The 20,994-nt window shown below is 73.4% G+C and carries 16 protein-coding genes; all 16 read right to left on the bottom strand.

What is annotated here, in order from left to right:
- Positions 1–31: 31 nt before the first annotated feature.
- Genes J2S42_RS03860 through J2S42_RS03785 form a run of 16 tightly spaced genes read right to left on the bottom strand, consistent with a single transcriptional unit; the run spans position 32 to position 20,808 of the window.
- Positions 32–3,535 carry a baseplate J/gp47 family protein gene (locus J2S42_RS03860; RefSeq protein ID WP_307235257.1) on the bottom strand — a complete coding sequence of 1,168 codons (3,504 nt, stop codon included), beginning with the start codon at positions 3,533–3,535 and terminating at the stop codon, positions 32–34.
- Positions 3,532–3,897 (bottom strand): GPW/gp25 family protein, encoded by a 366-nt coding sequence (locus tag J2S42_RS03855; protein ID WP_307235255.1) that lies wholly within the window; start codon positions 3,895–3,897, stop codon positions 3,532–3,534. Before J2S42_RS03855 ends, J2S42_RS03860 begins: the two co-directional genes overlap by 4 nt.
- Entirely contained in the window at positions 3,894–4,226 is a 333-nt protein-coding gene (locus tag J2S42_RS03850; RefSeq protein WP_307235253.1) for a hypothetical protein, read from the bottom strand. The genes J2S42_RS03855 and J2S42_RS03850 overlap by 4 nt, the downstream gene beginning before the upstream one ends.
- Before the next feature lie 12 nt (positions 4,227–4,238).
- Complete coding sequence (locus J2S42_RS03845) at positions 4,239–4,742, bottom strand: phage baseplate assembly protein V (RefSeq protein WP_307235251.1); 504 nt, start codon at positions 4,740–4,742, stop codon at positions 4,239–4,241.
- An 11-nt stretch (positions 4,743–4,753) separates the two neighbouring features.
- Positions 4,754–5,869, bottom strand: coding sequence for a hypothetical protein (locus J2S42_RS03840; RefSeq protein ID WP_307235248.1), 1,116 nt, complete (start codon positions 5,867–5,869; stop codon positions 4,754–4,756).
- On the bottom strand, positions 5,866–6,183 hold the full coding sequence (locus J2S42_RS03835) for a LysM peptidoglycan-binding domain-containing protein (protein ID WP_307235246.1): 318 nt from the start codon (positions 6,181–6,183) through the stop codon (positions 5,866–5,868). The genes J2S42_RS03840 and J2S42_RS03835 overlap by 4 nt, the downstream gene beginning before the upstream one ends.
- A gap of 17 nt (positions 6,184–6,200) precedes the next feature.
- Entirely contained in the window at positions 6,201–6,842 is a 642-nt protein-coding gene (locus J2S42_RS03830; RefSeq protein ID WP_307235244.1) for a hypothetical protein, read from the bottom strand.
- Positions 6,839–7,444, bottom strand: a complete 606-nt coding sequence (locus tag J2S42_RS03825) for a hypothetical protein (RefSeq protein ID WP_307235242.1) — start codon at positions 7,442–7,444, stop codon at positions 6,839–6,841. Before J2S42_RS03825 ends, J2S42_RS03830 begins: the two co-directional genes overlap by 4 nt.
- Before the next feature lie 44 nt (positions 7,445–7,488).
- Positions 7,489–13,668: an eCIS core domain-containing protein gene (locus J2S42_RS03820; RefSeq protein WP_307235240.1), complete on the bottom strand. Its 6,180-nt coding sequence runs from the start codon at positions 13,666–13,668 to the stop codon at positions 7,489–7,491.
- Positions 13,665–14,081, bottom strand: a complete 417-nt coding sequence (locus J2S42_RS03815; RefSeq protein WP_307235238.1) for a hypothetical protein — start codon at positions 14,079–14,081, stop codon at positions 13,665–13,667. The genes J2S42_RS03820 and J2S42_RS03815 overlap by 4 nt, the downstream gene beginning before the upstream one ends.
- Positions 14,072–15,880: an ATP-binding protein gene (locus tag J2S42_RS03810; protein ID WP_307248615.1), complete on the bottom strand. Its 1,809-nt coding sequence runs from the start codon at positions 15,878–15,880 to the stop codon at positions 14,072–14,074. The genes J2S42_RS03815 and J2S42_RS03810 overlap by 10 nt, the downstream gene beginning before the upstream one ends.
- Before the next feature lie 5 nt (positions 15,881–15,885).
- The gene (locus tag J2S42_RS03805; RefSeq protein WP_307235237.1) at positions 15,886–17,079 is read right to left on the bottom strand and encodes a Pvc16 family protein; all 1,194 of its coding nucleotides are present in this window, start codon (positions 17,077–17,079) and stop codon (positions 15,886–15,888) included.
- The gene (locus J2S42_RS03800) at positions 17,076–17,765 is read right to left on the bottom strand and encodes a hypothetical protein (RefSeq protein WP_307235235.1); all 690 of its coding nucleotides are present in this window, start codon (positions 17,763–17,765) and stop codon (positions 17,076–17,078) included. Before J2S42_RS03800 ends, J2S42_RS03805 begins: the two co-directional genes overlap by 4 nt.
- The gene (locus tag J2S42_RS03795; protein ID WP_307235233.1) at positions 17,758–18,471 is read right to left on the bottom strand and encodes a hypothetical protein; all 714 of its coding nucleotides are present in this window, start codon (positions 18,469–18,471) and stop codon (positions 17,758–17,760) included. Before J2S42_RS03795 ends, J2S42_RS03800 begins: the two co-directional genes overlap by 8 nt.
- 5 nt (positions 18,472–18,476) lie before the next feature.
- On the bottom strand, positions 18,477–19,001 hold the full coding sequence (locus J2S42_RS03790; RefSeq protein ID WP_307235231.1) for a phage tail protein: 525 nt from the start codon (positions 18,999–19,001) through the stop codon (positions 18,477–18,479).
- Position 19,002: 1 nt separating this feature from the next.
- A complete protein-coding gene (locus J2S42_RS03785) occupies positions 19,003–20,808 on the bottom strand; it encodes a phage tail sheath C-terminal domain-containing protein (protein WP_307235229.1) in 1,806 nt (601 codons plus the stop codon).
- Positions 20,809–20,994 lie beyond the last annotated feature (186 nt).

Here is a 20,994-nt window from a genome sequence, read left to right as displayed (position 1 = left end):
GATCCACGGCTGGCGCAGTGCTGGCCGGCGCTCATCGGATGCCGCCGATGGAGACGGTGAGCAGGCCGTTCTCCGGGTTGCCGGAGTCGTCGTCGAGCTGGGCGACCTCGAGCGGGCCGACGCGCAGCACGCCGTCGGCCAGCTCGCCGGTGTCCGGACGGAACTGGCGGCGCAGCCGGGTCAGGTGGACGCCGGCCACGCCCTCGACGGCCGCGGCGGCGGCCACGATCCGGCTGGCCCGGACCGGCTCGGCGAACGTGACCGCGTCCGGCGCGAACAGCGCCCGGACCGCGCGGCGGACGTCGTCGCGGACCTGTTCGGCGTGGTGGCCGGGCGCGGCGCAGACGGCCAGCGCCACCTCGACCGGGACCCGCGACGCCGGCCCGACCGCGAGGTCGTGCCCGATCCGGCGGAACCGTTCCAGGTGCGCGCGGACCGCGTCGAGCAGCGCGGGCGGAGCGACGCCGGTGCCGAGCGGGTCGACCGCGACGTGCACCTGCCGGCCGGAGCCGGTCCAGCGCAGTTGCGCGGCGGCGCGCTGCACGCCGGGTACGTCGCCGGCCAGTTCGGCGTAGTCGTCCGCGGTGATCGCACGCAGCCGGCGCCGGCGCAGCGCCAGCGGGGCGAGCTGGCGCACCTGCTCGACCGGCTCCGGGTCGGTGCCCCCGGCGGCCGGCAGCGGATTCCGGACGCGGTTCACGGTGCCGGCACCGGCGGGGCCGGGCTCGGGGTCGGGGTGGCGTTCGCGGCCGTAGCGGTCGTCGTCCTCCCGATAGCGGTCCCGGTCGTCGTTCTCGCCGGGCGGGCCGTCCCGGTAGCCGCCGGAGCCGCAATCGTCGGGGTAGGACCCGGGCCCGCCGTGGCCCGGCACGCCCGGATAGCCGCCGGGGTCTTGACCGGGTCCGCCGGGATGACCGCCCGGGTCTTGACCGGGTCCGCCGGGATGGCCGCCGAGGTCTTGACCGGGTCCGCCGGGATGACCGCCGGGGCCGGGGCCGCCGGGATAGCCGCCGGGGCCGGGTCCGCCCGGACCGCCGCCGGGGCCGTCCGGGTAGCCGCCCGGGCCGGGCGGCGGCGGGTAGCCGGAGGGCGGTGGCGGCGGACAGGTGGGCGGCGGCGCGCAGGTGGCCGGGGGAGGTGCGACACACTCCTGGTAGGAGCCGGGATCGGCGTCGCAGACGATCAGATGGGAGATCGCCTCCGCGCCGACGTTGCCGGCCGTGCCGCTGCCGGCCCGGTAGCGGATCGACAGCGTCGTGCCGGGCGCGGGCGGGAGACCGTGCCGGCCGTCGCCGAAGCGCAGGACCAGCGTGCCGTCGTCCTGCTGCTCGCCGGCCACGCCCAGCCCGCGCGGCCCCTCGGCCAGCAGGTCGCGCCGCGGCGTCCACACCTGCCCGCCGGGCGCCGCGACCGTGAGCGCCGGCAGCGCCCGCGTCGGGTCCTGGGCCAGCACCCCGCGCGCCGGACCGGCGAGCCGCGGGTCGGCCGGGTCGAGGCCCTCCGCGTAGCCGGCGCCCCAGCTCTGGGCGATCTCCCACGCGTAGTCCGCGCTCAGCGCCTCGCCGTTGTCCGCCCGCGCCTGCAGCACGGCCAGCCGCCGGAGCTTCGCCGCCAGCAGCCGGTCGAAGCGGGCCAGCAGCCAGCGCAGCGCGCGGTCCGGACGGTGCCGCAGCCCGCACGACTCCAGCGCGTCCGGACCGAAGATCAGTTCCAGCGCCTCGATCTCGTGCGGCCGCAGCCGGTCGTTCTCGCCGACGCGCCGCCACAGCGACTCCAGCCAGACGCGTACCCGGGCCGGGATCGTGGCCAGCAGCCGCGCCTGCGCGGCGGAGACCAGCTCGGTGTCCGGGTACGCGGCCCGGAACGTCACCGGCGAGCGGCGCAGCCGGGGCCGGAACGGGCGGGTCGTCGCCGGATATGTGGCCTGGGCGAGCAGCGTCTCCAGCGCGGCGGCCTGCTCCGGCGCGGGCCGCGACGCGTCCACCCCCAGCACCGCGGCCTCGCCGAGCAGCGTGGACAGCTCCGCGACGTCCTCCGCCGTGAGCGGCGTACCCGCGGCGGTGGCGTCCATCAGCCGGTGGATCGCGGCGACCGCCGGCCCGGTCTCCGGCCGGTCCGGGCAGCCGCAGGACGCGTGCCCGCAGTCCGGCCGGGTGACCGGGCCCGGCGGCACCGTGACCTCCTCCGGCTCGCCGCCGCAGAAACCCAGGTCGCGGCCGTGGTCGACGAGGATGACGTTCGCGGTGGCGACGGTGATGTCGCAGAGCGGCTCGCAGTGCGGGCCGCCGGGCCCGGCGAGCGTCGCCGGGAACGTGAGCGCGTCCTCCGGCGCCCAGGTCACCTCGAGGATCGGCTGGTCGTAGAGCCGGTCGAGGTCCTCGGTGACGGTGACGAGCCGGACGGCCTGCCGGTGCCGGGGATCGGCGTCCGCGGGTGCGCCGGAGCGCGGGCCGATCCGCTCCTCGAGGATCAGGACATCACCGGGTACCAGCCGGAGTCTGCGACGCCGGGGCCGGCTCTCGCCGTACCCCGGCCGATGATTTTGATCTTGCCATTCGTCACGCAGCGTCGCGGAGGTCGTGCCGGTGGGCAGGCACGCCGACTCCTCGCCCCAGGTCCAGAAGCGGATGGTGTTGTGCGCGGGCCGGAGCGTGACCGGGGTGGCCGTGATCGGCTCGAAGACCTCGACGGTCGCGGTCGCGGGCAGGGAGCCGAGTTGTGCGTCGGTGAGCACCGGGGGCACGTCCGGGCGGTCCGGCTCCGGCACACGGCTGACGTCCACCGCGGCGAACCGGTGCCGGGCCGGGTCGATGCGCACCGGCCGGCCGACCGCCAGGCTGACCCAGGCGCGCGCGTTGCAGCCGTCGTGCATCGGGTAGTCGATCAGGCGCACGTGCCGGCGGATCGAGGTCCGCTGGCGTGCGGTGTCCAGGTACGCCTCGGCCGCGACCGCGTCCTGGTGGTAGCCGATCCGGTCACCGGCGTAGGCGAGCAGCTCGACCAGCGTGACGCCGAGGTCCGGCTCGTGCCGCTCGCGCCACTGCGGCACGGTCAGCGTCATCCGGTCCAGCAGCTGGCGGCGCAGCGAGGCGTAGTCGCGGGTGGTGTAGTCGATCACCGGTGGGTCCTCCGTCGTCTCCGGCGGTCGCGGCGACGGCCGGCAATCCGTGTCCGGCGGGCAGAAGAGAAACGTCGTGCTGGTGTACCGCTGGTCGAAATCCCGGTACGGCACGCGCGCGGCGCCGCCCGCCTCCACGATGGACAGCGTGTACGTGGACGTGTCTCCGGCCCGGTCGACGCGGACCCACAGGTGATCGTCGAGGTCCGGGTCCGCCTCGCGGCGGATCTCCACCTCGAGCACCCGGATGCCGGTGACCCGCCGCCCGCCGTCGATCCGGACGTTCTCCGCGCCGAGCCGTCGCGGTGCCTTGCCGAGAAACGTGACGGTCAGCTCGCGCGGGTCGTCGCCGACCTCGACCCCGTCGATGCCGTTGAGCCGGCTCCCCCGGACCGCACTTCGTCGGGTATCGGTCATGCCGGGCCCTCCTCCACGAACTCGTCGGTGCGTCGCGCGCCGGTCCGCAGCACCAGGTAGGACACCCGGACGCGCAGCACGTTCTCCTCGCTGGTGATGTCGAGCGTCTCGACCTCGATCACGTCGCCGAGCCAGCGCTGCAGCGACGCCTGCACGGACAGTTGCAGCGTGGCCGCGAGCTCCGGGCTGTTCGGCGCGAAGACCAGGTCGAGCAGGCCGCAGCCGAACTCGGGCAGCATCACCCGCTCGCCCGGGCCGGTGAACAGCAGCTGCTCGACCATGTCGCGGACGTGCGCGTCGTAGCCGACGTCCGCGGTCCGGCCGCGCCGGTCGATCCGGAACGGGAACGCGATCTCGGTCATCGCGCCACCACCCGCTGCTGGATCACGCTGATCTGCGGCGGCCCGGCCGGGATCCGTTCCGCGCTCTGGCACAGGCCGGTCGAGCCCTGCAGCAGCACCGGCGAGCCCTGCGCGCGGACCCGCTCGGACGCGGTGGTCCAGGTGACGGTCACGCACGGCTGCGGCTTGTTCCCGGCGGTGAACGGGCAGCCGGTGACGGTCCACTGGTCGGCGAGCGCGGCCGCCGGGCTGCCCTGGACGCTTGTTCGCGAGCGGCCCGGCGCGACCGCGACACGGCCGCCGTGCGGGCAGGTCATCGTCTCGTTGACGTGCTGGAGGTTGCGTGACATGTGTTCCCCCGTCTATGTGATCGCCAGTGCGCCGTCGTTGATGTCCACCGTGGAGCCGGTCAGCGTGATCCGGGCGCCGCGGCCGTTGTCGAGCGTGATGCCGTTGTCGTCGATGACGATCTCCGCGCCGGATGCGGCCCGGAGACTGATGCCGGAGCCGCCGGGCAGGTCGGACAGGACGACCCGATGACCGGCGCCGGTCTGCACCACGATGTTGGGCCGCTCGGCCGGGCCGGTGATCGCGGCCTGCGGGACCTCGGCCGCGGACCCGTACCAGCAGCCGACCCAGATCGGGAAGCTCACGTCGCCCTGCTCGAACTCGACCCAGACGCCGGCGCCGACCGGTGGCACCACGTACTGGCCCATCTGCGGCCCGGCCAGCGGCAGGCAGGGCATCGCCCAGGTCGACGGCGTGTCACCGAGCACGTCGGGCACACGCACCCGGATCCGTCCGATCCGCATCGGGTCGGCGTTCTCCGCGACCGTGCCGCGGTACTTCCCGAGATACTCCGGCATGTCTCTCCTGTTCACGGGATCACGGTCGGCAGCAGCGAGATCAGGCCCTCGCGGGCCAGCGTGAAGTTCTGGGTGTACGCGCCGCGCTGCAGGTTGTGCGTGACGCTCTTGACGTAGTAGAGCCCGTCGTAGGTGATCCCGGCGCCGCGCACGCCGACCAGCTCGCGCGGGCGCAGCACGGTCCCGTACCGGACCACGTCCAGCTGCCCGGAGCCGCTGACCGCGTCGGACGACTCGACCACCTTTGCGATCGTCTCCGCCAGGGCCTGCGCCGCGTCCTTCTTCGCGGTGTCCGCGACCACCTTCTTCTTCAGCGCGGGCGCCGGCCGGCGGGCCAGCGGCGGCCGCAGCACGCTCACCTCCGGCACCGGCAGCAGCACCGACGTCTTCGTCACCGGGATCTGGATGCGCGCGACCGGCTCCTCCCGCGCGGTCCCGTCGAAGCCGAACGTGAGCTGATCCACCGTGGACAGGTGGTCCATGTTCACGTTGATCGCCTTCTGCGGTGTGCCGAGGCGCACCTCCGGGCCCCAGAAGCCGCGGCTCACGCCGGGCGCCGGGCCGGGGTCGAGGTAGAAGACGTAGCCGTTGGCCTTGGCCAGTTCGGTCAGGTAGCCGAGGTCGGTGCCCTTCTGGAAGTCGATCCGCTGCGTCGGCATCGGCGTCTGCGGCACCAGCTCCGGGATGACCAGCGGCGTGATCCCGTACTGCGAGTACCGCCCGACGATCGCGCTGACCCGCGCCGCCGGCGACATCGCCGGGAACGGGACACCCTCGCGCTCCTCCAGGTCCATCAGCACGGTCAGGTCCTCGCCGGTCACGGTCAGCGTCGACTGACCGGGCGTGCCGGTCACCGACACCTCCTGCCGGATGATCACGCCGTCCATCAGCACGTGCGCGACCCCACGCACGGTCACCGTGAGCACGACCCGCACCTGCGGATCGAACTCGCCGTTCGGCAGCATCGTCTTGTTGATCACCCCGGCCCGGGACAGGTCGAACGACAACTGGAATCCGCTGCGCTGCCCCGCGGTCACCGTGATCTGCGCGCTGAGCAGCGCGTCGGTGACCGGCTGGGGCACCGGCCGCACGATCTGGCGGCCCATCAGCAGCGTCATCCGGATCATCGGCCGGCCACACCCTCCGGCAGCGTGATCCTGATCCGCCTGCCGGGCGTGCTCGTCAGCTCGTCCGGATCGACCACGCCGTTCGCGTCCGCGAGCCGCCACCACAGTTCCGGGTCGCCGAGGTAGCGGTGCGCGAGCAGATCCGCCCGGTCACCGTCCACCACCTCGTGCACTCCGACGACCGCGAACGCGCCCGGCTGCGGCACCGGCCGCGTCCTCAGGCAGGTGATCTCCCGCCCGCCCGGCGTCCGGAACACGGTCGTCTCCACCCCGAAATAACGGCTGTTCCGGGGGTACGGATCGGAGCTCGTCATCGTCGGCTCGCCTTCCTCTAGATCCCGCTCAGTCCGAGCGTGTCGAGACGCCCACCGGCCGACCGCCCGGCGAGCCGTTCCTTCTGCGACAGGTGCGCGAGGTAGAGCTCCGCCCCGCGGTGCCCGGTCGGCAGATCACTGGCGGACAGCACCCGCATCCCCACGCTGACGATCGCCCGGAACGGGTTGAGATCCGCGTCGAACCCGTCCTCGGTGATCGTCAGCTCCGTGATCCGCACCGGCATCACCCGCTTGCTGCCCCACACGAAGAGCGTGAGTGGCGCTTCCACCGGCGTGATCTCGAGTGTCCCGGTGGCCGCGAGCGCTTGATTGGCGCGGATGCTGGCGCTGGTCGGCTGAATCAACATCTCCAGCACCGCCAGCTGCGGGTGGATGCCATCGTGTCCGGCCAGCTCCGGCTGATCGGTCGCGTCTATTTCCGCATCGAACTTCCAGGTCTCGATCGCCGGCCCTTTGAGCCGCAGCGCTTCGGTGCGGTCCCCGCCCCCTTCCGCCCCCGCCGCCTGCGGCGCGAGGCTCCGCTGCAACGTGTCCGGATTGAACTGCAACACCACGATCTTCTGCGGCGTCCCCCGGAGCGGATCCACGATCACGATCCCCGCCCGCACCGGTTTTACGATGTCCTCGAATCGCGTCATCGCGGTCCCAACCCGATCGCGTCGTATGCCTGAAGGATCGTGCGTGCGCGTTCTCGGAGAGCGGGTGACTCGTCGCCGGCCGCGATCTCCGCGAGATCGAGCCGGAACTCCGGCCAACCGATCCGCGAGGTGAGGAACACGGCCGTGTTCCTCACCTCCGGATCGGAGTGCCGGAGCCCGGCCTGGAACCGTCGGAACAGCGCCTCGTGCGCGACCGGGGGCGCGCCTAGCGCGGCCCGGGCGAGCGCCGCGGCGAACTCGCGGGGGTCGGACGCGTCGTCGATCGCCCGAGCCAGCTCGTCCAACGTCCAATGCTCGAGCTGGTCGGTGAACACCGAGGCGAGTTCGTCCGCCTGCCGCGCCGTGTCCGGCGACGAGGTCACGAAGACCGCATAATCGTCGGTCAGGTCGTCCTCGACGTAATGGATGACGAGGTCCGGTGCAACGCCGAACAGCTCCTGATAACGGATACCGTTCTCCGGATCCGCTGCGATCTCGTCACCCGCCCCAACGCCGATCTGGTCGAGGATCTCGTTCATCGCGTCTCCCGGTGACTCTGCACGGAGAACCAAGGGGCAGGTCTGATAGCGCTGGTCGGACATTTCCGTCTCTCCTGGGTCGTCGGGCCGGTCGTGACGCGACGGTCTCACGGGGCCCGGGGGGTGCCATAGAAGGCGCGCAGACGCATGACCAAGTCCGCCTCGCTCGGCACCAGGTAGACGATGGACTCCCCACGCTGTTGCGCCTCCAGCGCGAGTGCGCGGCTCGTCGCCTGCTTGTAAGCGTTCCAGGACAGGTAGGCGCGCGCGACGATGGCGCCGGCCAGGACGTCCTGCCGAGTGATGCCGACCGGGGAGAACGGTGCCAGGTTCACGCCCGCCGTGCCGGGGAGCATCAGGCCGGACGGGCGCAGTGTCGGGGGCCGGACGCCCGCCGGATTACTTCGACCGGTGCGGCCACGTCGCTGCGAGGGCATCTCGCCGGTGCTTATCAGGGTCTCGGCCGGCAGCCGGCCGGCACGGATCTGCTCCGAGGTGAGGGCCGTGGCGGTCGCGACCGGCTGGTGCTCTCGTGCGTTGAACCCTCGTCGCAGGAACCGGGTCGCCTCCTGACCGCCGAGCAGGACGATCCGGTTCAGGTTGTTCGCGGCGGTCTGGAGCTGGTTGGTCGTGGCTCGGGAGCCGAGCTGTCGGAGCATCTGCGGAGTGGCCGGGTCGCCGGTGCTCGAGACGTGCCGCCAGAGGTCGACGAGGTCGGCATCGGCGATGACGCCACCGCCCAGTCGCTCGCGCAGTTTCGCGATTTTGGCGGGGATGGAGCGGGTGTAGTCGCCGACGTGCCCGATGTGAGCCTGACCCAGGTTGTCCGGGGTGTCGCGCAATTCGGAGTGGATCCTCGTCGAGCCCATCTGCATCTGCAGGCGGCCGGTCAGCGGCCCCACGAGCTCCTGCGCCCGCAACTGGGTGCGGATGACCTCGGCCTGCGGAAGCCCGGTGATGTCCCACGGCCGGTGCGATCCCAGCAGGCCGACCTGGCGCTGCTGCGGCACCACGCCGCGCAGCATCTCACCGACGGCAGGCTCGGTTGTCGCCAATGGCTCCGGCCGGAGAAGCTGCGAGCCGGGCGCGGCCGATGCGTTCGGTGACAGTCCGGGACCCGCCTCGGGTATGGCACCTGGGAGGCGTGCAGGCGGACCCCGCAGGTCGCCTGCCGTCCTGGGCGGTCCGTCCGTGCCGAACAGCCGTCGTTCCGCAGCCAGGGCCCGCCGGATGAACAGTGCGACCGCCTCGCCCGGATTCGTGAGGACGAGTGCTCCCGTGTCCCGCCCCTGAGACGGGTTGATCCGACCGAAGAGTGACCATCTCTGGCCCGCACGGCGGGTCCGGAGGGCGTTGAGCAGGTAGCGGCCCTGAATCAGCAGCAGTCGCGGTCTGATCAGCCAGGCGGCGATCTTTCGACCCGAGTAACGGTTGGCGACCGCGGTCGCCGCGTTCATCGCCTGGGTGAGCCGTGCGTTCTTCCGTGCCTCGGATCGCCGGTGCCGATCCGTGCGCCGATCGGTGGCACGATGCCGCGTCCGGTCGAACCGCGCGCGCAGGTCCCGCACCGATCCGGTCAGTGCACGCCCGACACGTGATCGCCTGAGCGGCCCGCCCAGTTGCCGGAGGACGCGGCCCGCCCGGCGAACGCGGCTCACGACAGCTCGCCGTGCGTTGCCGAGCGACCGGCCTCCTCGCCTTCCCGCCGCGCTCACCGAGCGCGTGGCCTGCCGTAGCCCTCGGCGGGCGCTGTTGACCGCTCGACCGGCCGCCCGCCGAGACGATCTCGCCCCGCGCCGGAGCCCTTTCATGATCTTCTGGGCGATGCCCTTGAGTTTGGTCGCGACCCCCTTCAGCGCCATTCCCAGCCGTACCATCAAGAAGTTCGTGACGAACTCCAGCAGCGCCACCACGCCCGCCGCCATCGCCTGGGCGAAGAGGCAGGCGGCGTTGCCGCCCTTGACCGCCTTGAGAAACTCGAAGAACTTCGCGAACGCGGCGATGATCTGGCTGATCGACTGATACGCGGCGACCAGGCCCTGCGCGATCGCCATCACCGCACCGGCGGCCGGGATGATCATCGAGATCAGCTTCTCGATGATGATCGTGGCGATCATCATCGGGAGTGACTTGATGATGGCCTGCCACGCCATCCGCCCGATCTGGCCGGCCGACACGCAGCCCTTCACCAGCACGTCGAAGAGCATCTTGCCCAGCCCCAGGATCGACTGGACCTTCGCGTTGAACCACGCCTTCACCGCGATCTTGATCTCGCCCCACAGATGCTGCCGCGTGCCCTCCTTCGCGGCCGTGCCGAGCTTGCCGAGCCACCCGATCGGATCCGGCGCGATGTCCGCGATCAGCTCCGCCAGCATCCCCAGCGCGGCGATCGCCGCCTGGGCGAACGCGATCGCCGACTCCACCATCGTCCGGACGACCTGCACCGCCGCCAGCAGCAACGTCTCGTAGAGCGACAGCAACGCCATCAACCCCGCCGCGAGCAAATCGAGCAGCGCCTCGATGCCGGTTTTCAGCCGGTCGGCCAGCTCGTTGACCGCGTTGATCGCGCGGTCGCGCAAGCCCTCGATCGCGCTGCGGAACCGGTCGCGCAGCTCCGGGAACGCGGCCAGCAGCACGTCCGCGATCGCGATCAGCGCGGTGGCCAGCACGTTGATCGCGGCCACGATCGCCCGCCGGGCCGCCTCGATCAGGCCGGTCGCGATGCTCTTGAACGCGTCGATCAACCCCTGGACCGCGCGCCGCGCCGCTTCGAACACGGCCTTGACGGCGGAGACGATCGCGTCGAACAGCGCGGCGACCTTGCTCTTCACCCAGCCCCAGAAGCCGCCGTCCTGCTCCTTGCCCTTCTCCTTCTCCTCGCGCGCGTCCTCCTCGGCCTCGCGCCGCTCCTCCGCGATGTCCTCGTTGTGTGTCTCCCGCTCCGCCTCGATCTCGTCGTTCGCGTCGCGTTCCTCGGTGCTGATGTCGGTGCGCGCGGTGGTGTGCTCCGCGGCGGCCTGCTCGCCGTTCTCCAGCAGAAGCGTGTCCTGCTCGGACTGCCACTGCTCGCGCTGCGCGGCCGCCTCGACGCTCACCCGCTGTCGTTCGGACGCCTGCGCGTCCACGTTCTCCTGCAGCGTCGCGGCCACGTCCGCCTGGTGCTGCTGGTGGGCCTGCGCGGCGTCCTGTTCCTTCTGCTGCGCGCCGGCGGCCATCTGCGCCTGGCCCTCGCCGACCGACGCCTGGATCTGCGGCCCGCGCTCCTGCTGCGCCACCACGGACACGGCCGTCATCGGCACACCGGCCGGCGCCCCGGCCCCGCCGCCGGGCGCGGGACCCGCGGCCGGTTGCCCGCCGCCGGCCGGTGCCGGCACATTCGCCTGCAGAGATTCCGGGGGTACGTCGGGGAAGACCCGATCCTCGCCGAGCGGCCGGCCGGCGTCCTCGCGCCCGACCGTGGCCAGCCGGCCGGACGTCTCGGTCAGCGCCTGCGTCTGCCGGTCGGTGAGCGCGGGATCGGTCTCCCCGGCCAGTTCCACGCGCGGCGCCGGCCCGACCGTGGCGCCGGTCAGCGCCGGGTCCGTGGTCGGCACGTTGTCGACCGCGTCCTCGATCGACCCCAGGTCCTCGTCGGTGAGTTCACCCTCCGGCGTACCGGCCACGGCCGGCGACGACACCTGCGAGGTCGGCAGCGCCCCAGCGGGCACGTCCCGCGTCTGCGGCCCTTCCTGGCCCTCCGCGCCCTCCGGACGCACCTGCTCCAGCCGGCCCACGTCGCTGGCGGCCGGGGGTGCGGCCACCGGCGGGCCCTGCAGCGTCTGCGGCGCGCCGGACGGGCGTTCCATCATGGGCGGCGCGGCCGCGAGCGCGCCCTCCTCTTCCCCGACGGTACGGGTGGCGGCCGCGTCGACGCCGGTCAGCGCGGTCTGCATCTGATGTGGGGGCAGCGCGGCGGCCGCGGTCAGCGCCGCGGACGGCTCCATCCCGACCACGTCGGCCGGCGACGGTCCCTGCGGCTCCTCTTCGGCCGCGGCCGGTGGCACGCCACCTCCGCCGCCACAGCCGCCTCCGCTCTCACCGTCGCCCTCGGTGGTCGGTTCCGGCGCACCGGCACAACCACCGCCGCCCGGCTCCAGCGACGCGTCCTGCGGAAGCTCACCTCCCGTGGTGTCCGCGATGTCGGTCGTCGTCGGTGCACCAGACGTTTCCGCAGTCATGGGTGCACCGGCCGGGGCCGCCGTCGGCGACCCGTCGGCCAGGTCCGCCGTGAGTGCGGCACCGGTCGTGTCCGGCTGCTCGGTCGTCGCGCCCCCGCCGGCCATCGGCGCTGGCTCCGGATTCGCGTCGGACCGGCTCAACGTGACGGATTCCTCCGCCAGGGGCGCCGCGACCGTCTCCGACTGCTCGTCCGGCGTGCTGAGCTGCCCGGGCGCCACATCGTCCGCACCGATCGCCGCATCCTGCGCGCGTTCGCGCGTCTCCGCCCGTCCTACGGGCTGTGGCGCGTTCGCGGCCGCCTCCGGCCGGTCGGCCGCCGGAGTCAGCGGTTCCGTGTCGTCGCGCCTTACCTCGTAGTCATGGGCAGTCACTGCGAGAGCGCGCGCGGCTCCAGGATCGACCGAGCGTGGCTCCTCCGGCGTGCCGGCCCCCCGTCTGAGGTCGGCCAGTTCCGGGAAGTCGGGAGTCTCGGCCGCCGGTGCATCAGCCGGTGGCCTCTCGTCGGGTGCGACCGACAGATCGAGTTCCGGTGCTACCGGCGACCGGGAGGGAGTCGCATCCTCGCCGGGTTCGTCTGTCGTGTCCGACTCGAGACCGAGGGGTAGCTCCTCCGGGTCGGCCTCCCGATCCGGCTGTTCCAGCACATTGTGACCGGTCAGCGGCCCGTTGGGATCAGTCGCTATCGTGTCTGCTCTGCCCTCGGCGGCCTCGCCGACGCCACCGGCGGCGCCGTCACCGACCGGTCCCGCGGCAGCCGGGGCGCCCGCGCCGGCGACCGGGGCAGCGGCCGCGTCCGGCTGGGCGCCGGGTGCGCCGCTGCCGGGCTGCTGGTCACCCTCGGCCGCTCTGCCCTCGTCCTGGCGTTCCTTCTCGTCCTTCTCGTCGCGCTCGTGCTTCGCCTTCTCCTCGGCCTCGGCCTTCTCCTCGCCGGTCTTCTTCTCTGCCTCGTCCTCGGTGGGGACCTCGCCCTCGGGTTCGGACCCGTCCGGTTCCGTCTCCTCGGCGGGCGGTTCCGCGTGGGCTTCACTGCCGGGTCGCGAGCCGCCGGTTTCCGTGTCGGTCTGATCGCCGGGCTCGGTCGCGGTCCCGCCGTCCGATTCGGTGCGGGTCTCCGGGCCTTCGGTCTCGGGGCCGCGGGTTCCCGGTTGCCGGAGGCCGGACGGGTCCTCGCCCTCCGCCTCGCGCTGCTCATGCTGCTGCCGTTCGGACTCCGCGGACTCCTCGGTGTCGTCCCGTTCATCGCGGCGTTCCGACTCGGGATCGGTGACCGGGGCCGGGACGCCCGCAAATTCGACCGCGCCGTCCCCCGGGGCCGCGTCCGCCTCCTCGGCCAGCGTCGTGACCCGGGTGAACTCGCTCGACGGCAGCCGGTTCTCCAGCCGTTCCAGGACGTCGTAGCGCAACTCCGGCGCGAGCCGGGCCAGCTGCAGCCGCACCCGGCCGGAGGCGTCGGCCGGGTCGCCGCGCAGGCTGCGCTGCAGGCCCGCGGCGATCCGGTCGATCAGCGTCGCCGGGTCCAGGGCCTCGCCGCGCCGCAGGTCCGCGCGCTGTGAGGCATACCGCAGCCACCGCGCCCCGGCCTGGCCGTGCGCCTCCACACCCGCCGGCGACACCGTTCCGGCGGCGATCGACTCGGCCTCGCGCTCGATCGGCTCGACCGCGCGGCTCACGGCGCCGGCGTCCCGGCCGAGCAGCAGCGCGCCCGGGGAGTCCGGTGCCTGCACGGTGTGCAGCAGTTCATGGGCCAGCAGCCGTACGCCCTCGGCGGTCCCCGGGCGGTAGCGGCCCTCGGCGAAGAAGATGTCCTGGCCGACCGTCACCGCCTCCGCGCCGACCAGGTCGGTGACCGCGGCCGCGTCCCGGTCCGCGTGCACCAGCACCCGCCCGAAGTCGAAGCCGAGCCGCGCCTCCATCTCCCGCCGCACGCCCGGCTCCACCGGCCGCCCCGGCGCGGACAGCATCTCCCGCAGCTCACGCGGCACCCGCGTGCCGGCGGCGGGCTTTCCACGCTTGGCGCCGCGCCCGTCCTTCGGCGCCGCCGTCGCGCGGGCCGGCGCCGGCCCGCTCACGACCCGCCCCTCTCGGCCTGCCCGCCGACCACCCGGCCTGCACCGGATCGCTCCTCCGACGGCCGGCTGTCGCCCGCCGATCCGGCGCTGCGAGCAGCCGTTTCGTGGGCCACGCGATGCGCGTTGCCGACCCCCCAGCCGGTGGCCTCGCCCGAGCTGGTGGCGTTCCCCCCGCCGAGTCCGCTGTATACGGAGCGGGCCAGCTCCCGCCCCATCCGCTGCGGCGACCCCGTCAACCGCACCGCCGGCAGCCCGCCCACCTCGTCCACGCTGCCGGGCTCCACCGCCAGCCCCGACCCCACCAGCCGGGCCAGCTCCCCGGCGAACGCCGCTGCCACCCGGTCCCGGTCCGCGCGGGACAGCGACCCCGGCAACGCCAGCGCCCCGATCGAGATCTCGACGTTCACTCCCACCCGGCCACCTCCGCCGGGGTGAGCGAGCGATCCAGCTTCTGGTACTCCGTCCGCGCCGCCGCCCGCACGTGCCGCATGCCCAGCGAGGCACCTTCGTCCGCGGCCAGGAACGCCGCCGACAGCGCCACGTTGCGGATGCTTCCGCCGGCCACCGTCAGCTGCGCCAGCCGGTCCGGATCCAGCCCGTCGGACGGCACCGACGAGGGAATGATCCGCCGCCAGATGTCCGCCCGCTCGGCCGGCCCCGGGAACGGGAAGTCGACCACGAACCGGATCCGCCGCAGGAACGCCGTGTCCAGCGCCTTCTTCATGTTCGTGGTCAGGATCGCCAGCCCGCGGTACGCCTCCATCCGCATCAGCAGGTAGCTGACCTCGATGTTCGCGTACCGGTCATGGCTGTCCTTGATCTCGCTGCGCTTGCCGAACAACGCGTCCGCCTCGTCGAAGAGCAGCAGCGCACCGCCCCGTTCGGCCGCGTCGAAGACGCGGCGCAGGTTCTCCTCGGTCTCCCCGATGTACTTGCTGATCACCTGCGACAGGTCGATGACGAACAGGTCCAGGCCGAGTTCCGCGGCGAGGCATTCGGCCGCCAAGGTCTTCCCGGTGCCGCTGCCCCCGGCGAACAGCGCGGTCACGCCGAGCCCGCGCCGCAGCACCCCGGCGAAGCCCCACTCCTCGTAGACGATCCCGCGCCGCCGGACATGCGCCACGATCTCCCGCAGCGTGTCCCGCTGCGCGGCGGGCAGCACCAGGTCGTCCCAGCGCGCGCCCGGTTCGATGCGCCGCCCGAGCGTGTCCAGCGCCATCCGGGCCGACGCGAGCCCGGCGGCCCAGGCGGCCTCGGGCGAGTCGGCCCGCAGAGCCGCATCCCGGATCACATGGGCGGGCAGCGAGAACTGCGCCGCGAGGTCCCGCCCGCCGAGCGTGTCGGTCCACAGTGCACGCTGCTCGTCCGCGGAGAGCGTCGGCACCGGATGCGCGACCCGGTGCCGACGGCCGGCCGGGAGCGGATCGTCCGACGAGATCAGCACCGGCACGCCCAGGCCGTTCACGAACGTGTCCAGCCGCGCGTGCCCGTCGCCGTCCGCCTCGACCAGCAGCGCGGCCGGCAGCAGCAACGCTTCCCGCTCCCACAGCCGTCCCAGCGCCTGGAGTTCGACGGGGTCCTCCGGCAGGTGCGCGCCGGGCAGCGCATGAAGAGTCAGTCCGGCCTGACGAGCCACCGCCGCGGCGATCTCCGCCCGCGTCTGCCGATCCGCACCGGTCAGCTCCACCGGCACCAGCGGATCACCGGCCGGGCCCCACCCGTCCGCCACCGCCGCCGCGACCCGCGCGTGCGCCGGAGGCAACGGCCCGTCCCAGGCCGCCACCCGCGTGACCAGTCCCTGCAGAGCCGTCGCCAGATACGGCACGCCGAGCAGGAAGTGCAGGACCCGCTCGTCGATCCGCAGCCGCCCACCGGTCAGCACACCCTGGTCGTCGACGGAGATCAGCCGCCACCGGCGCAGCGGCGCGACCGGCGTCAGCGCGCTCCAGTGCGGCGCGTCCTGGGTGGACAGTGCCAGGCCGAACGTCGGGTACGGCACCCCGCCCGCCTTCGCGCACCGGTCGGCCGCGCTCGGCTCGATCTCCATCGCCGCGGCCAGCACCAGCACGTCCCGCTCGAACCCGGTCAGCCCGAACGCCGCGCACACCACGTCCAACGCGCTCGGAGAAGAGGAACCGGACGGCAACGCCTCGGACCCGTCGAGCCGGCCCAGCACCCGGTCGACGGCCGCGACCAACGCCTCCCGGTGCATCCCGCTCACACCTCGACCGTCGGCCCGCGGTACACGTCCCCGTCCAGTTCGAGCGGGCTCTGCGCACCGTCGATCTGCACCCGCACCAGGTACGTCCCGGGCGCCACACCCGGCACCGGCACGGTGAACCGGTCGGTGGTCACCCCGGGCTCGGCCAGCGGATGCGGAGCGTCGAACCGGTACCCGCGGCCGTCCACCGCGTCGAGCAGCAGCACCGCCCGCTGTTCCGCGAGCACCGCGACATCGAGCTGCACGGTGACACCGCTCGCCCCGGACGTGACCCGGGTGATCCGCGGCCGCCGCACGTACGCCACCGCGTTCGACTCGATCAGCGGCCGCTGCCGGTCGCCGAAGATCACGTCGTAGAGCAGCTGCACCGGATGCGCGCCCGGCGGCAGCCCGGCCGGCTGGCCCACGATCACCCGCCGCTCCGACGCGGACAGCACCGCGGCCGGCCGCCCGCCGACGCGCGCGGTCATGCCCGGCCGGGCCAGCCCCGTCCCGACCAGCACCAGGTCGCGGTCCGCCGTGACCGGCCCGGCGTCCGGCACGCCGCCCGGCGGCGACGACAGCACCCGCTCGACCGCCGGCGACACGATCGGCGCCACCACGATCCGCCGGTCGCGCACCGGCGGCCCACCGGCCGGGGTCGCGCGCCCGTCCAGCAGCACGGCCGTGGCCTGGTAGCAGACGGACAGCCCGTACGGCGTCTGGCCGAGCATCTGCCACAGCCGCGACATGTCGTCGAGATCCAGCTGGTTCGGCGTGAACCGCACCCGCTGCGCCGCCGCGGCCAGATCGCTGCCGGCCAGGAACGCCGCGGCCGACGCCGCCTCGATGTCCGCGAGGCTGAGCAGCGGCTCGTCGTGCAGGCTGCGCACCACCGAGCCGAGCAGCCGCTGCGGGACCAGCTCGGTCTCCGCGCCGTAGCAGCTGATCACGTAGTGCAGGTCGACCGCGGCCTGCGCGCGCCGCAGCGGGGTGCCGTCCGCGGCCCGGGTCGGCGCGTCCGCCGACCGCAGCGCACCGTTCGGCGTCAGCTGGTAGAGGAAGACGGTGATCGTCGGGTCGTCCGGCGGGTCCACCGGCGGCCGCCCGGCCACCACGTTCACCCCGAGCGGCACGTCCTCCTGCACGGTCCGCCCGATGAAGTGCCGCAGCGCCTCCGTCACCGTGGCCAGTGCGAGCCCGTTGCTCACGGCGCCTCCCGGTCGCTCAGATACCGATCCAGGCTGATCCGGGGCTCAGGGCGGGGAACCGGGCGGCGGCGCTCGTCCCGGGGTGGTTCCGGTGCCGCGGAGACCTCGAGGCGGCCGATGCTGACCCGGATCACCGGCTGGGCCGCGGCCGCGGGCGCACGGGCGGCGGTGGGTTCGGCGGCCGTGCCGCGCGCGTCGAACGGCACCGGCGGCACCGTCCGCGCCGCAAGCGGCGCAAGCGGCGCAAGATCAAAATCGGGCCTCGACGGTACGGGCGAGGCCGCAACCGGGGCGAGCTCCGAGTCCGTCGCCTCGCCGGCCGACCGCACCGTGCGCTCCACGACGCTCTCCACCGGAGTCACCGCGACCGGCGCCGGCACCGGAAGCACCGGCGGCCGCACGGGCACGTCGACCGGCACGCTCACCGGGACCGTCACCGGGGGAGTGGCGGCCGCGGCGGCCGGTGGCTCCGAAGCGCGCGGCACCGGGACCGGCCGCGGCGCATCGACCCGGGGCGGGATGCGGGCGGGCTCGGCCCGTCCATCCGGCGCGTCCACCTCCACCTCCTGGATCTCCAGCCCGGGCGCCCGCTCGAACGCGGCCGGCAGCCGGGGCCGCACCCACGACGGGTCCGCCGCCGGCACGCCCCGCGCCCGCTCCGCCAGGCGGTCGAAGAAGTCAGGCATGGCCGCACAGCTCCAGGTAGTACCGCCGGCGAGTCGGGCTGATGGCCAGGATCTCCGCCTCGCCCCAGCCGTACGCGGTCGCCAGCAGGTGCACGTCCAGGAGCGTGGCCCGGGCCCACGCGTCCAGCTCCGCCCACAGGTAGCCGCCGATGTCGAGCGGTGCCGTGCAGGTCGTCCCGCACCCGACGCATGGCACCGTGAACCGCAGGTCCGCGCCCGGATCCGCCGCCGCGAGCGCCGCGACCACCCGGTCCGCCAGCTCCGCCGGAATGCCGGAGGTGTCGGTCGTACCGTCGAGGACGCATCGCCGCAGGAGCGCGGCACGTGCGCGGTCCGCGGAGACGGAGGCCAGCGCGGCCAGGTCGCCCGCGGTCGGTGGCCGGGCGGTGATCCGCCACCCGCCGTCCGTGATCGTGACCGTCGCCGGCGGGTCGGTCACGGCGTCGAGCAGCCGTGTGGTGTCCACGTCGAACTCCAACTCCTCTCCGCACCGTGCGCAGGCGAGACGGCCGGTGAGCCGGTCGCCGAAGAGGCCGCGGCGCAGCCGCAGCAGGTCGCCGTCGCGCCGCCCGACCGGCGTCGTGAGCAGCGCGTCCGTCTCCTGGCCGGTGCCGCGGGCGAGCGCGTGCAGCAGCAGCGTCCGCCGCGGCCCGGTGGCCGGCAGCCCGGACTCCCAGACCGCGAGCAGCTCGGCGGCCCCGGTCATGGCGGTCAGGCCGGCAGCTGGATGACGGGCTCCTCGGGCTCGGGCACCTCGAGGTCGCGCTCCCAGCCCTCGCACTCGAGCTTCAGACTCGAGATGGCGACCGCGTTCGCGTTCGCGTCCATCTCGCCGAGCGCCTGGAACTCGCTCGGCCAGCAGCGGTAGAGCTTGTAGGCGACCGCGACCTGACCGGCCTCGTTGAGCACCTGGATGACCACGTCCTTGCGGAAGTCGCGCAGTGACACCTCGGAGCCGAGGCCGCCGCCGACCACCCAGGCCTTGGTCGCCCACTCGTCGAACGCGCGGTCGTGGGTCAGGCCCTTCTCCAGCGTGACCGCCTCGACCTCGCTGCGGCCGGGCGACTTCCGCGGCGTGCTCGGGTCGCCGCCGCTGCGGTGCTTGACCACCTCGGTGGTTCGCTTCAGCGGGCTGATCTTGCTGACCCCGGCGACCACCCGGCCGTCCCAGAGCACCAGGAACTTGAAGTTCTTGTACGGATCGAACCGCTGCGCGTTCACCGTGAACTCGGCCATGTCACACCTCCACCTGACCGGCGAGCTGCTCGATCTTGATGATCACGAACTCGGCCGGTTTGAGCGGTGCGAACCCGACCAGGATGTTCACGACGCCGCGGTTGATGTCGTCCTGTGTGGTCGTGTCCCGGTCGCACTTGACCAGGTACGCCTGGCGCGGCGAGGTGCCCTGGAACGCGCCCTGCTGGAACAGCGAGTGCATGAACGCGCCCACGTTCAGCCGGATCTGGCCCCACAGCGTCTCGTCGTTCGGCTCGAAGACCACCCACTGCGTGCCCCGGTACAGGCTTTCCTCGATCATCAGCGCGGTGCGCCGGACCGGCACGTATTTCCACTGCGACGCGAGCCGGTCGGCGCCGTCCAGCGTCCGCGCGCCCCACACCACCGGGCCGACCACCGGGAACGTCCGCAGGCAGTTGATGCCGAGCGGGTTGAGCAGCCCGTTCTCCGCGTCGGTGAGCTTCACGGTGAGGCCGCGGGCGCCGACGATCCGCGCCTCGGTGCCGGCCGGCGCCTTCCACACGCCGCGGTCGCCGTCGGTGCGGGCCATGATGCCGGCCACCGCGCCGCTCGGTGGGAAGTCCCGGACCAGGCCGGTCAGCGGGTCGGTGAGCAGCACGTGCGGGAAGTACAGCGCGGCGTGGTCGCCCCGGACCGAGTCGATCAGCGCGAGACCGTTGCGTGCGGCGTCGAGCGTGCTCCACGCACCGGGCGCGTCCGCGATCAGGAACAGCCGGTTCGTCTCGGCCAGCGTGCGCGCCTCGGCCAGCACCGCGACCTGCTCGTCCAGGCTGGCCAGCGCGCTCACGCCGGGCAGCACCAGCAGGTTCACGTCGTCGGCGTCGCGCAGCGCGTGGATGCCGGTCTTCGCGTCCGCGTTGCCGAGCCAGTCGCCGAACCCGGGCGTGGTGCCGGCCGCACCGTCCGCGAACGCGTAACCGGGTGGCGCGGTCGTGCCGGTCAGCCCGAGGTCGCCGTCGTCCGGGAACGTGATCACGGTGTCCGGCTCGCCGGAGACGACCTGGACGAGCTCGTCGCCGATCGCGCGTACCCGGGCGCCGGAGAACGCGCGCCGGCCCTTGGCGTTGCCGCGCAGGCCGCGCTCCAGCAGCAGCGCGAACTGCTGCAACGTCGCCGGGGGAGTGGCGCCGGCCGGCAGCAGCGTGAATGTGATCTCCGAGTCGTCACGCCCCTCGACCGCCGCGGTGATCTCGGTGCCTGCCGGGTCGGGCACCGCGTCGAACCGGTCGGAGACGGTGCCGGACGCGTCCGGCCGGGTGCCGTCCGGCGCGTTCGCCGCGGGCGCGGCCGTGACCAGCGTGGACGTCGAGTTGATCCGGTCGGCTGCGGTTGCCGGGGTGAGCCCGGTGTGCGTCTCGTCGTTGCCCGCGCCGTCGCTGATCCGCAGGTCGAAACCGTCCGGCGTGGCGCCGTGGTCGACCGAGACGCGCAGCCCGTCGCCCCAGGTGCCCGGCTCGCGCGCGGTCAGCGTGAGCAGCTCGGTGCCACCGCTGCGCAGCGTGACCGTGGAGCCGGTCGCGCCCGGGGCGAGCCGCACGATCACCGCGATGCCGCCACCGTTGAGGAAGAACTGCTGCACCGCATAGCTGAGCGGGCTGTCCGCGCTCAGTCCGCCGAATCGTCGCTCGAAATCACCGAAACTGGTGACGGTTATCGCTCCACCGGCCGGCCCACGAGTCGTGTAGCCGACGAATGCGGTGACCGACGTGGAAACCGTCGTGATGGTGCGCACCGCGCTCGGTAACTCTTCGATGTAAACGCCGGGATAGGTCGGTGTGATCGCCATGGCACCTCCGGTCTTCGCTGATCACGGAGGTGGTCACACCGGTCCCCAGGCTCGATCCCCCGTGTCGCCGAGCAAAGTCCAACTGCGACCCACCTTGGCCTCGCGGATGGCCGCTGTCAATGCCTTGAAACCCCGCACCGGTCCTTTGTCGAGTTTTCGATTAATGTAGATCATTTGTATTGGTGT

It is taken from the genome of Catenuloplanes indicus (genome assembly GCF_030813715.1).
In the GTDB taxonomy this organism is placed as follows: Bacteria; Actinomycetota; Actinomycetes; order Mycobacteriales; family Micromonosporaceae; genus Catenuloplanes; species Catenuloplanes indicus.
This window is presented reverse-complemented; position numbering and strand designations above follow the sequence as displayed.

What these genes read in the sequence shown, in the direction of transcription:
- J2S42_RS03860 (WP_307235257.1), bottom strand. Translation starts at nt 3,535, where the DNA reads ATGACCGATACCCGACGAAGTGCGGTCCGGGGGAGCCGGCTCAACGGC.
- J2S42_RS03855 (WP_307235255.1), bottom strand. Translation starts at nt 3,897, where the DNA reads ATGACCGAGATCGCGTTCCCGTTCCGGATCGACCGGCGCGGCCGGACC.
- J2S42_RS03850 (WP_307235253.1), bottom strand. Translation starts at nt 4,226, where the DNA reads ATGTCACGCAACCTCCAGCACGTCAACGAGACGATGACCTGCCCGCAC.
- J2S42_RS03845 (WP_307235251.1), bottom strand. Translation starts at nt 4,742, where the DNA reads ATGCCGGAGTATCTCGGGAAGTACCGCGGCACGGTCGCGGAGAACGCC.
- J2S42_RS03840 (WP_307235248.1), bottom strand. Translation starts at nt 5,869, where the DNA reads ATGATCCGGATGACGCTGCTGATGGGCCGCCAGATCGTGCGGCCGGTG.
- J2S42_RS03835 (WP_307235246.1), bottom strand. Translation starts at nt 6,183, where the DNA reads ATGACGAGCTCCGATCCGTACCCCCGGAACAGCCGTTATTTCGGGGTG.
- J2S42_RS03830 (WP_307235244.1), bottom strand. Translation starts at nt 6,842, where the DNA reads ATGACGCGATTCGAGGACATCGTAAAACCGGTGCGGGCGGGGATCGTG.
- J2S42_RS03825 (WP_307235242.1), bottom strand. Translation starts at nt 7,444, where the DNA reads ATGTCCGACCAGCGCTATCAGACCTGCCCCTTGGTTCTCCGTGCAGAG.
- J2S42_RS03810 (WP_307248615.1), bottom strand. Translation starts at nt 15,880, where the DNA reads ATGCACCGGGAGGCGTTGGTCGCGGCCGTCGACCGGGTGCTGGGCCGG.
- J2S42_RS03800 (WP_307235235.1), bottom strand. Translation starts at nt 17,765, where the DNA reads ATGCCTGACTTCTTCGACCGCCTGGCGGAGCGGGCGCGGGGCGTGCCG.
- J2S42_RS03795 (WP_307235233.1), bottom strand. Translation starts at nt 18,471, where the DNA reads ATGACCGGGGCCGCCGAGCTGCTCGCGGTCTGGGAGTCCGGGCTGCCG.
- J2S42_RS03790 (WP_307235231.1), bottom strand. Translation starts at nt 19,001, where the DNA reads ATGGCCGAGTTCACGGTGAACGCGCAGCGGTTCGATCCGTACAAGAAC.
- J2S42_RS03785 (WP_307235229.1), bottom strand. Translation starts at nt 20,808, where the DNA reads ATGGCGATCACACCGACCTATCCCGGCGTTTACATCGAAGAGTTACCG.